The sequence below is a fragment of the Hyphococcus aureus genome, assembly GCF_042643165.1.
GTDB classification, from domain to species: Bacteria; Pseudomonadota; Alphaproteobacteria; order Caulobacterales; family Parvularculaceae; genus Hyphococcus; species Hyphococcus aureus.
In genome coordinates, this window is sequence record NZ_JBHRSH010000001.1 from 1,989,801 (window position 1) to 2,003,290 (window position 13,490).

The 13,490-nt window shown below is 55.7% G+C and carries 15 protein-coding genes; 5 read left to right on the plus strand and 10 right to left on the minus strand.

Annotation, left to right across the window (positions count from 1 at the left end; all coding sequences use genetic code 11):
* Positions 1–12 precede the first annotated feature (12 nt).
* Together ACFOOP_RS09820 and ACFOOP_RS09825 are read left to right on the plus strand one after the other, a co-directional pair.
* Positions 13–1,413, plus strand: a complete 1,401-nt coding sequence (locus ACFOOP_RS09820; RefSeq protein WP_379880766.1) for a flagellar hook-length control protein FliK — start codon at positions 13–15, stop codon at positions 1,411–1,413.
* A 24-nt stretch (positions 1,414–1,437) separates the two neighbouring features.
* Positions 1,438–2,130 carry a flagellar hook assembly protein FlgD gene (locus ACFOOP_RS09825; RefSeq protein WP_379880767.1) on the plus strand — a complete coding sequence of 231 codons (693 nt, stop codon included), beginning with the start codon at positions 1,438–1,440 and terminating at the stop codon, positions 2,128–2,130.
* Positions 2,131–2,221: 91 nt separating this feature from the next.
* On the opposite strand, the gene ACFOOP_RS09830 is transcribed toward ACFOOP_RS09825, so the two are convergent.
* From ACFOOP_RS09830 to ACFOOP_RS09875, 10 genes are all read right to left on the minus strand, one after another.
* On the minus strand, positions 2,222–2,737 hold the full coding sequence (locus ACFOOP_RS09830; RefSeq protein ID WP_379880768.1) for a flagellar basal body-associated FliL family protein: 516 nt from the start codon (positions 2,735–2,737) through the stop codon (positions 2,222–2,224).
* A 12-nt stretch (positions 2,738–2,749) separates the two neighbouring features.
* Complete coding sequence (gene flgH, locus ACFOOP_RS09835) at positions 2,750–3,511, minus strand: flagellar basal body L-ring protein FlgH (protein WP_379880769.1); 762 nt, start codon at positions 3,509–3,511, stop codon at positions 2,750–2,752.
* The gene (gene flgA, locus ACFOOP_RS09840) at positions 3,508–4,020 is read right to left on the minus strand and encodes a flagellar basal body P-ring formation chaperone FlgA (protein WP_379880770.1); all 513 of its coding nucleotides are present in this window, start codon (positions 4,018–4,020) and stop codon (positions 3,508–3,510) included. The genes flgH and flgA overlap by 4 nt, the downstream gene beginning before the upstream one ends.
* Positions 4,020–4,805 (minus strand): flagellar basal-body rod protein FlgG, encoded by a 786-nt coding sequence (gene flgG, locus ACFOOP_RS09845; protein ID WP_379880771.1) that lies wholly within the window; start codon positions 4,803–4,805, stop codon positions 4,020–4,022. The genes flgA and flgG overlap by 1 nt, the downstream gene beginning before the upstream one ends.
* A 30-nt stretch (positions 4,806–4,835) precedes the next feature.
* The gene (locus ACFOOP_RS09850; RefSeq protein ID WP_379880772.1) at positions 4,836–5,552 is read right to left on the minus strand and encodes a flagellar hook-basal body complex protein; all 717 of its coding nucleotides are present in this window, start codon (positions 5,550–5,552) and stop codon (positions 4,836–4,838) included.
* Positions 5,549–7,978 (minus strand): hypothetical protein, encoded by a 2,430-nt coding sequence (locus ACFOOP_RS09855; RefSeq protein WP_379880773.1) that lies wholly within the window; start codon positions 7,976–7,978, stop codon positions 5,549–5,551. Before ACFOOP_RS09855 ends, ACFOOP_RS09850 begins: the two co-directional genes overlap by 4 nt.
* Entirely contained in the window at positions 7,975–8,844 is an 870-nt protein-coding gene (gene motA / locus ACFOOP_RS09860; protein ID WP_379880774.1) for a flagellar motor stator protein MotA, read from the minus strand. Before motA ends, ACFOOP_RS09855 begins: the two co-directional genes overlap by 4 nt.
* Before the next feature lie 97 nt (positions 8,845–8,941).
* Positions 8,942–9,481, minus strand: a complete 540-nt coding sequence (locus ACFOOP_RS09865) for a MotE family protein (protein WP_379880775.1) — start codon at positions 9,479–9,481, stop codon at positions 8,942–8,944.
* Between the two features lie 3 nt (positions 9,482–9,484).
* Positions 9,485–10,096, minus strand: coding sequence for a hypothetical protein (locus tag ACFOOP_RS09870; RefSeq protein WP_379880776.1), 612 nt, complete (start codon positions 10,094–10,096; stop codon positions 9,485–9,487).
* Between the two features lie 11 nt (positions 10,097–10,107).
* Entirely contained in the window at positions 10,108–10,893 is a 786-nt protein-coding gene (locus tag ACFOOP_RS09875) for a flagellar basal body-associated FliL family protein (protein ID WP_379880777.1), read from the minus strand.
* Between the two features lie 136 nt (positions 10,894–11,029).
* On the opposite strand from ACFOOP_RS09875, the gene fliF reads away from it, so the two are divergent.
* From fliF to ACFOOP_RS09890, 3 genes are read left to right on the plus strand one after another with little or no spacing between them, the layout of a single operon-like run.
* Complete coding sequence (gene fliF / locus ACFOOP_RS09880; protein WP_379880778.1) at positions 11,030–12,550, plus strand: flagellar basal-body MS-ring/collar protein FliF; 1,521 nt, start codon at positions 11,030–11,032, stop codon at positions 12,548–12,550.
* Positions 12,551–13,147: a hypothetical protein gene (locus ACFOOP_RS09885; RefSeq protein WP_379880779.1), complete on the plus strand. Its 597-nt coding sequence runs from the start codon at positions 12,551–12,553 to the stop codon at positions 13,145–13,147. It abuts the gene before it with no gap.
* Positions 13,144–13,476, plus strand: a complete 333-nt coding sequence (locus tag ACFOOP_RS09890) for a FliM/FliN family flagellar motor switch protein (RefSeq protein WP_379880780.1) — start codon at positions 13,144–13,146, stop codon at positions 13,474–13,476. Before ACFOOP_RS09885 ends, ACFOOP_RS09890 begins: the two co-directional genes overlap by 4 nt.
* Positions 13,477–13,490: the final 14 nt, after the last annotated feature.

Consider the following 13,490-nt stretch of genomic DNA (forward strand, 5'->3'; position numbering starts at 1 on the left):
TAGAAAAGCTTTATGGAAAACACGCAACTGTCACTGTTGAATGCGCTCTTCGGCGGTAAAACGCCCGGTGAGGCGCTTCTCCTTGAAAAACCGTTCGCCGCTGAAGGCGAGACAGAGCAGGCTTCGCAAGGTTTTTTCTCATTTCTTGAAAGTCTTACGGCGACTGCAGTAGAAAGTGGTGAAGAAACACTTAACGCACCTTTGGCGCCGAAAGATGTTGCGACATTTCCTGGGCTCAAGGTTGAGGTGTTGAGAAAGCTGCTTGGCGATGAGGTTTTGTCAGGTGATGACGCCGCAATTGGCGCCACAACTTTTACCGTCGCTGAACCGCAAGCGTCAGCGGCATTTGATGTGTCATCGCTGAAAACCAATGAAATTGCTCTTTCTGATGAAGCCGCCCTTGAGGAGCCAGTCACGACGCCATTGCTAAGCGATGCTCCGGCAGCGGTCACTGCATCGACTGTCACTGGACCCGCTGCAACCACATCCGCGATGTCGGCATCTCCTACCGCAGTTACACGAGTTGAAATTACGCCGCCTTTTGCGAATCCATCCCAATCAGCGCCAGTTCGCCCCGCCGCGGCTAAAGCCCCGGGATTTGTAGATCCCGCCACACCATCCATTGATCCGGCTCAGCCTCCTGGCGTAGCGATAGCGAAAGCTCCGCCAGTGACACCGGCGGAACCTGTTATCGCAGGGGTACAGGTGCAAACTTTGGCATCCGTTGGCATTGTTGAGCCTGTCGGGCAGACTCCTCCGAACCAGTCGGCTCCAGTGGAGCCTGGCGTTGTTGATCTTGACCGACGTCCGGATTTTCATCCAGACCGTCCGCAGATAAAGACGCCGGAAGCAAGCCTCAAAGCGCACAATAATGGGGCGGCCGCAATTGCCGACCATGCCGCGCCGGAAGCACTTGCCCATTCAGCTTTAACGCGCGAAGGTGACATCGGCGGTTTTGACCGCATGGCGTCGAGCCGGCTTGAAACGGCCCCCCAAACAGTTGAGCGCAATGTGCATCTCAATCCGGTGCGCGACCAGATTATCGCCGCCGTTGCCTCGCGCCCTGGTGAGGCGAAACTGGAAATACGCCTTGATCCGCCAGAACTTGGTAGGGTGTTGATCGGTTTTGAACGTGACGGCGCCGACATTGTACGCGCTGTCGTCACGGCAGAGTCACCGGACACCCTTGATCTCATGCGCCGTAACGCAGATGTCTTTCAGCGTGCGCTTGAGCAGCAGGGCTTTTCTAATCTCGATCTTCAATTCGCTGACAGGGGAGCGCGTGAAAATGCGCAGGAAGACCCTGGCGATAATGCCCGGCTGTTCGCTTTGGCGGATGAAGAGGCCGGCGCCGCTGCATTGGCGGAGCATGGCCCAAGGGTTGCGCTCGGCCGCCTCGATCGCCGGTTATAGGCGCCTTTTTCAAGGAGACCGCTCATGCAAGCATCCCCGACCGTATCACCGTTTAATCCATTGCCGAGCGCTGGGTCGCAGCCTAATGGCGGCGGTTCCAGTAACAGCGCGGGCAGCGAATCTCTGGAAGCTGTAGACTTTCAGAACTTTCTGACTTTGCTCACCGCTCAGCTTCGCAACCAGGACCCGCTGGACCCTTCAGATTCGACTGAATTTGTCGCACAGCTAGCGCAATTCACTTCAGTCGAGCAGCTGGTCAACGTCAATAACAAGATCGATGATCTTGCGACTGCGCTGGTGGCCGAAGGCATAGACAAATATGCAAGCTGGATCGGCAAACAGGCTGAGGTCGCTTCTGCGCCTGCTTATTTCGATGGCTCGGCGCCGGTCGATTATCGCTTTTCCGGCAACAGTAAAGCGACGAGAGTAGAGACGGTTATAACGAGTTCCTCCGGCAAGGAAGTGACGCGTTTTGCCTCCCTGAATGGTCCTGTAACTCAAAGCTGGGATGGCAAGATAGACGGTCAGCCTGTTTCGACGGGATCTTATGGCGTGACGGCGCTCTATTATGACAGCCAGGACAACGTGGTTGGTGAAGAGATCGCTCACACTTTCGGCAATGTGCAGGCTGTTAGGCTAGACGATGGGAATACAAAAATTGTTCTCAATGGCGGCGTTGAACTGACGCCGGAGCAAGTGTCTGGCCTCGGTCAATAGGAAGCTCTTCCAGAGGGTGATCCCACAAAAAACACCGCATCATGCGGTGTTTTTTTACGTCTAAATCTTGAAATGACCTATACTGCGTCGGTCAGTAATTCTGAATGCCGAGATCAAGGATAAGAATGTTGAGAGCAGCATCGCCCATGATTTCGCGGCTTGTCTCTAGAAGAGCAGCTTTCATCAATTCCATTTTATCCACGTCTTCAAGCATCTGAGGCAGCATGTCTTCACCGGCAAGAGCAAGAAGGCGCGTCAAGATAGCGTCACGCAGGCGTGGCTCCAAAGAATAAACGCTCTCGCCTTGAGAATTGTCGACCTCAATATTGATGTCGAGAATGACCATGGATTTGGGCTTTCCGCGGCGCACCACGGGGACCACAAACTGGCGCGAGAACTTCATATAGCTGGTGCTGCCGGTGTCTTCTTCGCCGTGCCCGCCGCCTTTTTTCTTTTTTTCCTTGCCATGACCGTCGGCGTCTTCTTCATGTGCGGCTTCCTTGTCGCCGCCGCCGCCGGACATCATAGATTTAGCAAAAAAACCGCCGCCGCCGCCGACAAGGCCGGCGATCACGATGACAATCACGGGTAGCAGTTTCTGGAGCATCAAGGCGTCCTCTTAGAAGGGCGAGACCATATCGATAATCTGCTGGCCGTAACGCGCGCGCTGCATGTCAGAGATCTGTCCCCGGCCGCCATAGGAAATGCGCGCATCAGCGATTTTGTCATAGGTGATCGTATTATTGCGGGCGATGTCTTCAGGGCGGATGATTCCGGCGACGAGAAGTTCACGCAACTCGTAGTTCACTCGAATCTCCTGACTGCCAGTGATCGCGAGATGCCCATTAGGCAACTCATTAATCACTGTTGCGGCAACGCGCAGGGTGATTTTTTCCTCACGCTTGATTTGTCCATCACCTGACGAAGACGTCCCGGAGCTTGTTCCAATCGCGGGATCAAGGGTGGCGCCATTTGGCAAAATGTCTTCTGCGAGTGAGTTGAGTCCGAACAAATTTGACACCGCCATATCGTCGGAAGAACTGCGCGAACGTGTTGTGGAATTCTTGATTTCCGCTTCCTCATCGATCTCGATGACCACAGTGACGATATCTCCCATGGAGCGAGCACGGCGGTCGCCGAAGAGAGATGAGGGGCCGGAGCGCCAGAGAGACGCTGTCGTTATTTTTGCATCGGTTGGGTGCTCGGCCTTTGGCGGCACGTCATAACGGCGCGGATCGGGAGCCGGCATGGGATTGCGCATATCACCCACCGGAGAGATGCTCGGCGGATTGAACATGTGGTCAAGACGTGACGAGCAGCCGCCTACAGTCAGGAGTGGCGCCAGCATGAGAACGGTCAGGAGCAAAAGTTTTCTGGTCATTGCGTCACCGCTTTGTTCGGGCCGGTAATAACGGCTGTCAGGATTATTCTGGAACTCATATTCATGACGCGCACACTGTCGCCAACGGCGCCAGCGTCGAGTGCGCGGCCTTCCGTAGAGATCATGAGCGGGCCGCGCACGAATTCAAGTTGAACAATTGCGTTGCGGGTCACAACGGTAGGGGGGCCTACATCGTTCGGCGATAAGGTTTTTCCTTGGTAGATCGCGCGCTTGAGCTCAAGACCCACAAAAAGGTCGAGGGCGTTGGCGTTGTCGCCTTCAACCAGGAGATCAGAGCTGTGCAGCACCGACCCAGCGCGCAGATTTTGCGCCGCGCGGACAACGGTTGGTTTTTTTCCCTGCGGCAGCACAGACGTCATAAGAAGATCGTCCGCCGCCGCGCGTGAAGCCTGGGGCGTCGTGACGGCTGCGACTTGCTGTTGCGCGCCCGCCGGCGCACCGAGCGCAGCTGTAAGAGCGATGGCGGAAAGAGTGTGTTTCATGTCCATTACCGGATCCGTGTCGCCGAGCTGAGCATTTCGTCAGCAGCGGAGATCACTTTTGAATTGAGTTCGTACCCGCGTTGCGCCTCGATCATGTCAGCGATCTGCGCAACGACGTCGACAGAGCTTTCTTCCAGGAAACCCTGGCGGAGCGTGCCACGGCCATCGAGACCGGGCTCTCCCTGAAGCGGCGAGCCCGAGGCTTGGGTCTCGCGATAGAGGTTGCCGCCGAGCGCTTCGAGGCCCTTTTCATTGACGAATGTGGTCAGCGTAAGCGTGCCAATCTGCTGTCCAGCGGTCTGACCGTCAAAATAGACAAAGACTTCGCCGCTATTATTGATGGTGATCGAGCGCGCATCCTGAGGAATAGTGATATTGCCCGCGAGCGGATAGCCGTCATTGTTGACGATCAGACCTTCGCCGGTTTTCTTGAACGTGCCGTCGCGTGTGAAAGCCGGGTCGCCTGAAGGCAGGGTCACTTCGAAATAGCCATGACCTTCAACAGCGAGATCAAGGTCGCCGCCGGTCTGGCGCAGGGAGCCTTGCGCGTGATTGACGGATACCGCGGCCGTTCTGACGCCAAGTCCAATTTCTACACCGGAAGGCACGACAAGACCTGTCGAAGACGAGATTGCCCCCGGCGCGCGTAATTGTTGATAATGAAGATCGGCGAATTCAGCGCGCCGCGCATCATAGGCGGTCGTGCTCATATTCGCGATATTGTTCGACACGACTTCGACGCGCTTTTGCTGTGCGTCCATACCTGTGGCGGCGATTCTCAGAGCCTGCATGTTATGGCCTCCTTAAAAATTTGTGCGCCTTTAGCGGCGTCTCATAGCTTCTACGGTTTTCGCGATCCGCTCATCTTCATCCTGCATGAGCTGTTGGTTGAGCTCATAGGCGCGTTGCACCTCAATCAGGCGAGAGACCTCGATAACTGCATTGACGTTCGATCCTTCAATGAAGCCCTGGCGAATTTTGGCGAATTCAACCGGCTGATAGTCCTCATCCGAGCGCAAGAAATTGTCGCCTTCACGGGCGAGGGCGGTCGGAGAGGCGTTTACAACACCGAGCTTGCCGATCGGCGCGCCATCGGCTGCGATCGTCCCGTCTGGCGCGATTGTGATATTGTTGGCGCCGGCGGGAATGGCGACCGGCGAGCCGCCATCGCCAAGCACGCGATTGCCGTCTTGCGTAACCAGTTGGCCCTCGGCGTCAACAAGGAAACTTCCCATGCGCGTCAGGCGTTCTCCGCGCGGCGTTTCGATGAGAAAATAGCCTTCGCCGTCAATGGCGACATCGAAAGCAGACCCTGTGCTGGCGAGGGAGCCTTGAGTCGTATCGAAAAAGTGCCCCGCGACATTGGATTGCGACAGGGAGCGATCCTGGGTTTCCAGGCGTTGAACATATTCCGAGAAGACATAGCCTTCACGGCGATAGCCTGCGGTGGACGCATTCGCGATGTTATTCGCGATGGAGTTCATTTCCTTCATGAGGCCCGCCTGTTTGGAAAGGGCGGTGTAAACGGCGTTGCTCATCGTCCGTCTCCTGTAGCGGCTTCAAGGCCGCGCTCCATAAAGTCTGTTTCTTTTTTTACGCCCGTCGTGAAGTCGGCGAGAATATCGATCGCGCGCACGCTAACCGCAGGCGCGGTTTTAAACATGTGAGTTAGAGCCGCGAGCGTTTCCGGATCATCGACAAGGGCTTCGCGCGCCGCCAACGGCAATGTGTCGGCGCCGCTATTAAGTGCTGCGAGCGCTGCCCGCGACGCGGCGGCGGGTTTGCGTTCTTTTTTTGGTACGGCGTTGAACGCGGCGGTCGCTAGCGACCAATCGCCTGCGCGCCAGGCTGTATTGGCGAATTCATTATCGGCTTCGCCGCGACGAAGTGAAGATTTGATCAGCGCGATGGCCCCTGCGCGGTCATTGAGGCGTTCATGAGATTTAGCGGCGACGACTCCAAGATCAGCGCTCATAGCGCCTTCATCAGCGATGGCGAGGGCGCCATGCGGGTCTCCGCTATTGAGATGGGACAGGGCGCGGACGGCGTCTGCGTCCGCGCGCCATTTTTCAGGTATTCCGGAAAGCGCTTCGCCCACGAGATCATTCGCGCCATAGGCGGCGAGTTCACGCGCAACGGCGATGTTGAGATCGCCATTATCTTTGACATCCACAAATTCACGATGGTGAAAAAACGCAGAAACTGCGGTGAGGCGGGTCTTCGCCTCGCCCATAAGGCCATTCATGATAATAGACTGGGCGAGGGCGCGGCTCGCGCCTTCAGCGCCTGGTGCGGCCTGCGCAGCCGCTTCAAGTACAGCGATACCTTCACGAAGACGGCCAGCGGTCACGAGGGCTTTTGCTCCCGTAAAGGAGGCACGCGCTTCTGCAAGTGATGAATTGCGCCGTCCGCTTTGTGCGGCGACATCGTCGAGAAAGCCTTCATAAGCAATGTCAGCGCGGTTTTCATAGTCGTCAGCAAGGATTGAAAGTGCCTTCGCCTGTAAAGGCCCGGGAGTTTGCGCGATTTTTTTTAGCTCTTCCGTGATGACTGGCGCCGGGCTGTGGCCCGCTTTCGCGTTCTGCGCCTCGGAGTGTGTGTCCGCGCCGTGACTATCGTCATCCTGACCAGCGTCAGCAAGATGGGCGGCGAGCGTATTTTCCATAATAGCTAGGGCCGGGCTGCGGTCACGGCCGCGGGCGGCTTTCGCTACCTCATAGAATTCTTTTGCAATTGTCAGTTCATCGCGCTCAATAGCGTTGAGGCCAAGCCATTCGGCGAGCGGCGCGCGTAGCTCGCGCGTCACAGGTTTAAGCGCAGAGAGGTGCTTTTCCTGCATCGTTACGACACGATCGTCGTCAATTGATGCGGAGGCTGCGAAAGCAAGCTCGCCAAAGGGGCCGCATTCGCGGTGCTGGGCAAGAATGCGTGATGCGCGCGGGCGCGATCCGGCAGCGAGATCGGAAAGACCGGCCGCCATGGCCATATCGCGATTTCCGGCGCTGGCGAGCGGAGAGGCGATGGCGCTGGCTTCTTCGAAAAAACCGATTTGGATATAGGCGAGGGCGAGTGTAGCAGCAATTTCTGCTCGGTCGTCCTCTGTGATGCTTTCATCGAATTTCCGGCGTAAATTTGCTATCGCCGAAAAGTCGAGGGCGCCGTCTTCCGGTTCATGAAAAAGAGAAGGGTCGGCGCAATTCTCATCGGCGAGATGTTCGGCCATGACGAGAGGTTGTGGCGGTCCGTCAGCCAGGGAGGGTCCATGCTCTAATGGACCTTGGTGGTCGTCGTCTCCATGTGTTTTCTCTGCGACATGTTCAGGCAAAGGGGCGGCTTGAGGATTGGGCGCAGGGGGTGTCTCATGGGCAGAGGAAGGCGTGTGCGCAGCGGAAATCGCTTCAACAGCGGCATGTTGCTCCTCTGCATTTTTATCATCAGACTTTAGCTGGACGACGCCCTGGTGGCGCGCTTCCGCGAGGAGAGCGATCATGCGATCGCGGGCTTCGCGCATGGATTCAGGCGTTCCGGAAACGGTGTTCCGGGCGGCTTCAGATACGGGTTCTGTCGGCGTCTCTTCTTCAACAAGGGTTACAGGCGCTTCGTTGAAAATATCGATGACAATCGAGTTTCCAGCGCTCTTCGATGTGCGCACTGGACAGTCGCAAGTCAGGGTCAGCACCAGCGCCCGGGTTTCGTCCGTATCGAGGATACGCGCATTGAGAACGCGGTGCGCCTTGCGTTTGTCAATAATATCACCGAGTTCAAAAGAGTAGTCTTTGCTCGGAAAGGTGATCTCGATCTTGCGGTCGGAAGTGGCGATTTTCCAGTCTTCGGGCGCCTTGGGGATCACAAGGCGGGAATAGTCACCATGTTCTCCGGCCCGTACAGGCAAGGTTTCACCCGCAGCAGAAGCCGCAGCGGGAGCAAGCAAAACGAGCAGAGAAAGAAGCGTGCGAGAAATCATGCGGCCTCCTTCTTCAATTGCTTCAAGGCTTCATCCATATCGGAGAAACCGGGGCGGTCATGGCCTGGAATGTTTCGGCGCGCGACCTCGACGCACATTTGCGGTGTGTGCATCTGGAGATGGGCGACAATGCATTCCCTGATAAGTTTGTAAAATCCCTGTTCCTGCTCGTTCACTGCAAGGGTTCGCGTCGCCAGCGGGCCGACGATTGAGTAAGCGAGGAACACGCCAAGAAATGTACCGACCAGCGCGCCACCAATCATCAGACCGAGAACTTCGGGCGGCTTGTCGATGGACGCCATTGTTTTGATAACGCCGAGCACGGCCGCGACAATCCCGAGTGCGGGAAGGGCGTCGGCGATATTGGTCAAGGCATGACCGCCATGCATGCTTTCGTGATGCATCGCGTCGAGTTGTTTCTCGAGCAGATCTTCAACCTGGTGCGGGTTGTCGAAATTCATCAGGATCGAGCGGATGGTGTCGCAGATGATGTCGCTGGCGTCATGGTCCTTGGCGATCTTCGGATAGCGTTGAAAGATCGTAGACTCCTCTGGGTTTTCGATATGCGCTTCCGCCTGAACAGGGCTTTCCTTAGCAACGCGAAGAAGTTCGTACATGAGACACAGAAGGTCCTGATAGTCTTTCTTCTTCCACTTTGGGCCGGTGAGCGCTTTCATGATGTCGCCGCCGGTATGTTTGATGGTGGCGAAGTCGTTGCTGACTACAAAGGCGCCGACAGCAGCGCCGCCGATCGCCATCAATTCGTGCGGCAAAGCGTGGAGAATAATCTCCATCTTGCCGCCAGCCATAATATAGCTGCCGAACACCATGCCGATCGTAATGAGGATGCCGAGGATTGGTCCCATTTGTGCCCGCTTGAACCGCTTTAACCGTAAACAATTTTAATTTTTGGCTTAATAAGTGTTTCACGAAGAAGTTAATCTTCACTGAAACCCGCAAGTTTTATTGGTCGGTCTGGTTGCGGTTCGCGAGAATGACGCTGACGAGATAAGCTTTTTGAGCGTCCATATTTGCAACAACAAGCGCCGCCTGTTCACTGTTCATTGACGAAATCAAGCCAGCAGCGAACTTTGCGTCCATCTCATTGATGATCTCTCCGGCCTGAGCAGGCTTCATCCCCTCATAAATAGCGGCGAGTTTTTGAATGTCTGCGCTACGCGCATCCTGAACGACAGTGATTTTTTCCTGCAGATCTTCGTTTGCGCCTTCGAGCTCTGCTAGGCGCTTTTCGATCTGTGCTTCATAGGTTTTCAATTCCGCCTCGCGGTCAGCAATGGCGAGCTCGCGCGTATCAAGCGAATACATTCTGTCTTTCACTGCAGCCGCAAGATCCCCGTCGATACAGGAAGCAACACCGGCGATTTCGCCTTCTTTAGGAAAGGCGCCAGTCTTGGCGGCCGTTTCCGACGCCAGAACAGCGATGCGTCCCACAAAGGAGCCAAAAAAGACCAGCCCCAGGACAAGTAGCGCTCTCGTCTTCATGATTTACCCAGCGAGCTTTTTCATTTTGCGTTGATTGCGCGCCTGCATCAGCACCGCCGTCACTTTTGAGGTGGTTTTGGGCTTGGCTCGGGCTTGCGCTGTTTTCGCGGTGAGTTCTTGTTCATCGTCATCATCAAGATAAGCGATGTCCTCATCACCGCGTCCATTCGGCGTCATTCTTGCGCCGGGACCGCCCGGATCAGGATTGTCCACAAGGAAGAAATCAATTTGTTCATCAAGGCGTTCTTGAAGCTCTCTGGCCTTGGCGAGGCGCGCTTCGAGTTCAGCGGCGGCTTTACTAGATGCTTCGTTGACATCATGGATGGCTATTTCAGCGAGCTCGGAAATGACGTCGATCATTTCAGTAAGCTGCGGCAGGATTTCCTTGGTTTCCTCAATCAGCGGCGTCAGTTCGTTGATGCTTTCAGCGCTCGATTCTTTGGCGAGCGTCACTGTGGCGCGCGCCTGGTCCACCGTATGCGACATAGTGGCGATTGTCGCGCCGAGGCCCTTTTCCGTACTCTTTAACGCTTCGAGCTTGCGGCTGAGGATGAAGCAATAAAATGTTGCGGCGCCGGAAGCGGCGAGCAACATAAAGTCGATGATCATCTCCATTTGAATGCCTCTTAAGTTAGTATGAATTCAGTGAAAAGGACGTTCGTCACCGAAGCGTCCGGAACAATAACGCGAATGCGCCGAAGGATTTGCGCGCGAAGACGCGACATGGAGGAAGGGTCTTCAAGCACTGTGTGATCCACAGAGCGCAAATAGGTATTCAGGACGTCCTGAACGTAAAAGCTGTTAGCCAAAAGAATTTCCGCGCCTTCATCATCGGTTTCGAAGACGAGAGAAACGCGAAGATGTTTCGACCGGCCTATAGGCTGGATTGAAATCACCATTGGCTCGAGAACGAGAAAAGTCGCATGTTCGGAGTGCTGAACTGCGCCTAACGGTTTTACTGTGCTTTCAACGGCCTCACCGCCGCCATGGCCCCCGCCGCCTTTTGCTTTGTCGGCTTTTTTCTTTTTCTTGTCGTCTTCGCCGTGTTCTTCGGCAGGACATTCCTCGATGGGTGCTGCGTCTTCGCCACTGTCGCCATGCTCAGATGCTTCACCATGGTCATCGCTATGGGATTGCGTAGCGGCGTGACCATCATCTTGGCCGCTATCATGTTCGTTGCCATGACCTTCTTCGCCGCTTTCGGTTGCATCGATGCAGGCTGGATTAATCTCTTTGGCGCTTGGCGTCAGGACAAAGGCCGCCCCGCCGGCGACACCAGCCGCGACAACTGCCGCTGCGACCATGGGGATGAGGCCCAGCCCTTTACTTTTGGGCGCAGCTTCATCTTCCCCGGCTTGCGCTTCAAGCTCGCCGAGATCAAGATCCAATGCTATGGGCGTAACGTCTGACAAAAGAAGCGCCTTAAGGTTTCTTGGCACACCATAGACGCTGAGACGTAAACGCTTATTTAATCAAACCCCCGGAAATTAACCAAGAAATTTCAGGAATGCGTTTTCTGCGCATCTCCCATCACCGGTGGCCTATAGTATGTTCAAACTCGCTTCTGTCTGGAATGAAATGTCGCTCTCGCGCAAGGCGATCCTTGTGGGTGTCCTTGTGGCGACGCTAATTGTGTTTTCAGCTGTTATGAATATGGCGACAAAGCCGCGCATGGCCTTTCTTTATGGGGGTCTCGACGCGTCTGCTTCCGGGGATGTCTTGAGCGCGCTTGAGACGATGGACGTCGATCCAGAGGTGAGGGGCGACGCGATCTATGTGCCGGAGAATCGCCGCGACTCTCTGAGGATGGCGCTCGCCCGCCAGGGGCTGCCGCAACAAGGCCAGCCAGGCTTTGAATTGCTTGACGAATTAAATGGCTTTGCAACGACTTCGGAAATGTTTGACGCCGCCTATTGGCGTGCAAAAGAAGGTGAACTCGCACGCACATTGCTGGCGACACCAGGGGTGAAATCGGCGCGCGTTCATATCGCTGTGCCGAAATCCTCGTCTTTCGCGCGTCGCCGGCGTCCGCCGACGGCTTCAGCGACAATCACCATGAGCCGTGGCCGTCTCGATATGCAACAGGCCATGGCCATGCGCTATCTGATCGCGCTCGCCATTCCTGATATGGACGCCGAGCAGGTCGGGATCTTCGATAGCATCAATGGCGTTATTTTGAAGCCGGGCGCGGGGGATCCGATTGTAGACGCCGAGGGCGATAGCCTTGACCGTGAGACCCGGCTGGAAGCCAATCTCATTAACCTTCTGGAGGCGCGTGTGGGCCCCGGAAACGCTCGTGTCACGGTCTCTTTGGATATCGACCGAGAGCGTGAGACCGTCTCCGAACGCATTCTTGATCCTGAAAGCCGCGTGATGATGGGCCGTGAAACAACGGACATGCAACAGTCGGAATCCGGCTCAGGCTCGAACGCCGTCACTGTGGCCAGTAATCTGCCCGAAGGGGATGGCGCGGGCGGGACGCAGTCGAATTCATCTCGCTCGGAAACCAATGAAACAACCCGCTTTGATATTTCTGAAGTCAATCGTCAGCGTGAGAAAATGCCCGGCGCAATCGCTCGTGTTCATGTGGCCGCGCTGATCAATGACGTGCCGGGGGCTGATGGCGCAGAACCGACGCCGCGCACTGAAGCGGAACTTCAGTCAATTCGCGATCTTGTCACCGCCGCCGTCGGTTTTGATGAAGCGCGCGGCGATATTGTCACCGTAAAATCCATGCCTTTCCACGAATATGAGCCTGTAGAAACGCCTGAAGAATCCGGCGGCATCATGCTCTGGCTACAACAGAATGTCATGTCAGTGTTGCAGATTGTTATTCCTGCAATCGTGGTGATCATTCTGGGAATGTTTGTTCTGAAGCCGGTTCTTACGCAGGATATTTCCGGCGCGACCGCTATCGCCGAAGTTGGCATGCCTGAAGATATTGGCGTTGAAGCCGGCATGATTTCGCGCACGCCGTTAGAAGAACTCCGCGATCTGTCGACCTCCGACAAGGAGAAAACAGCGACTCTCCTGAAAGAATGGCTCGGCGAAACCGAGCGGGCGGCGTAAATGGGCGAGAGTGCGCTCCAGGCCAATGAAAGCGCCGGTTCGGCGAAAGCCGTTCGCATTCCCTCTTTGCCCGGCCGTCAGCCAGGAGCGGCGCAGGTCGACACTGAATGCGACGCTTATAAGGCGGGTTATACCGCTGCGACAGCAGCGCTTCAAGTGAGCATGACTGAGCAGGAAGCAAGCCACGAATCGTTTGTCACAAGCATTGGCGATATGCTTGCCGAGATGGAGATGCGCTACCGCCAGGAAGCGTTGAGCCTTATTGAGCGGCTGTTCGGCGCAGTTGCGCCGACACTTGCGGTCAAGTCATCTCTTGCTGATATTATGGATATTGTGGAAGAACGCGCCCAGCGTGATCATTCCGAGCTTTCCCTACGCACGCATCCGTCACTGATCGCGCATCTTTGCGAAGCCGACCAGAAGACGCTGAAGGAAACTCCGCTGGTGACCCTCAAATCCGACGAGTCCTGCGCGCCGGCAACGGTTGACGCGCAATGGAAAAAGGGTGGGCTGTATCACGACCCTGACACCCTTATCAAAAATGTATTGGCGGCGCTGCGTCAAGAAACCGGCGGCGTTGAAGGAGATGAGTCATGAGTGACGAAAATCAGGTTGTCCAAGCTGATCCGAGTGATGATGAAATTGTCGCCGACGTCCTGAATGGCGGGGATGGCGGCGCAGGCAATCGCAATATTCTCGATTTGCCTGTGCGTATTGTTGTTTCGATCGGTTCGGCGAAAATCACGGTCCAGAAACTGCTTGAGCTGTCTCAGGAGACCGTTGTTGATCTTGAGCAGTTAATCGATGATCCCGTGGATATATTTGTCGGCGACCGCCTGATCGCAAGAGGCGAACTTGTTGAAGCGACAGACAATGAAAACGGCATCGGCGTAAAGCTTCTCGAAATCGTCGGAATTGGTAACTAGGACAAACGACCGTG

What these genes read in the sequence shown, in the direction of transcription:
- ACFOOP_RS09820 (WP_379880766.1), top strand. Translation starts at nt 13, where the DNA reads ATGGAAAACACGCAACTGTCACTGTTGAATGCGCTCTTCGGCGGTAAA.
- ACFOOP_RS09825 (WP_379880767.1), top strand. Translation starts at nt 1,438, where the DNA reads ATGCAAGCATCCCCGACCGTATCACCGTTTAATCCATTGCCGAGCGCT.
- ACFOOP_RS09830 (WP_379880768.1), bottom strand. Translation starts at nt 2,737, where the DNA reads ATGCTCCAGAAACTGCTACCCGTGATTGTCATCGTGATCGCCGGCCTT.
- flgH (WP_379880769.1), bottom strand. Translation starts at nt 3,511, where the DNA reads ATGACCAGAAAACTTTTGCTCCTGACCGTTCTCATGCTGGCGCCACTC.
- flgA (WP_379880770.1), bottom strand. Translation starts at nt 4,020, where the DNA reads ATGGACATGAAACACACTCTTTCCGCCATCGCTCTTACAGCTGCGCTC.
- flgG (WP_379880771.1), bottom strand. Translation starts at nt 4,805, where the DNA reads ATGCAGGCTCTGAGAATCGCCGCCACAGGTATGGACGCACAGCAAAAG.
- ACFOOP_RS09850 (WP_379880772.1), bottom strand. Translation starts at nt 5,552, where the DNA reads ATGAGCAACGCCGTTTACACCGCCCTTTCCAAACAGGCGGGCCTCATG.
- ACFOOP_RS09855 (WP_379880773.1), bottom strand. Translation starts at nt 7,978, where the DNA reads ATGATTTCTCGCACGCTTCTTTCTCTGCTCGTTTTGCTTGCTCCCGCT.
- motA (WP_379880774.1), bottom strand. Translation starts at nt 8,844, where the DNA reads ATGGGACCAATCCTCGGCATCCTCATTACGATCGGCATGGTGTTCGGC.
- ACFOOP_RS09865 (WP_379880775.1), bottom strand. Translation starts at nt 9,481, where the DNA reads ATGAAGACGAGAGCGCTACTTGTCCTGGGGCTGGTCTTTTTTGGCTCC.
- ACFOOP_RS09870 (WP_379880776.1), bottom strand. Translation starts at nt 10,096, where the DNA reads ATGGAGATGATCATCGACTTTATGTTGCTCGCCGCTTCCGGCGCCGCA.
- fliF (WP_379880778.1), top strand. Translation starts at nt 11,030, where the DNA reads ATGTTCAAACTCGCTTCTGTCTGGAATGAAATGTCGCTCTCGCGCAAG.
- ACFOOP_RS09885 (WP_379880779.1), top strand. Translation starts at nt 12,551, where the DNA reads ATGGGCGAGAGTGCGCTCCAGGCCAATGAAAGCGCCGGTTCGGCGAAA.
- ACFOOP_RS09890 (WP_379880780.1), top strand. Translation starts at nt 13,144, where the DNA reads ATGAGTGACGAAAATCAGGTTGTCCAAGCTGATCCGAGTGATGATGAA.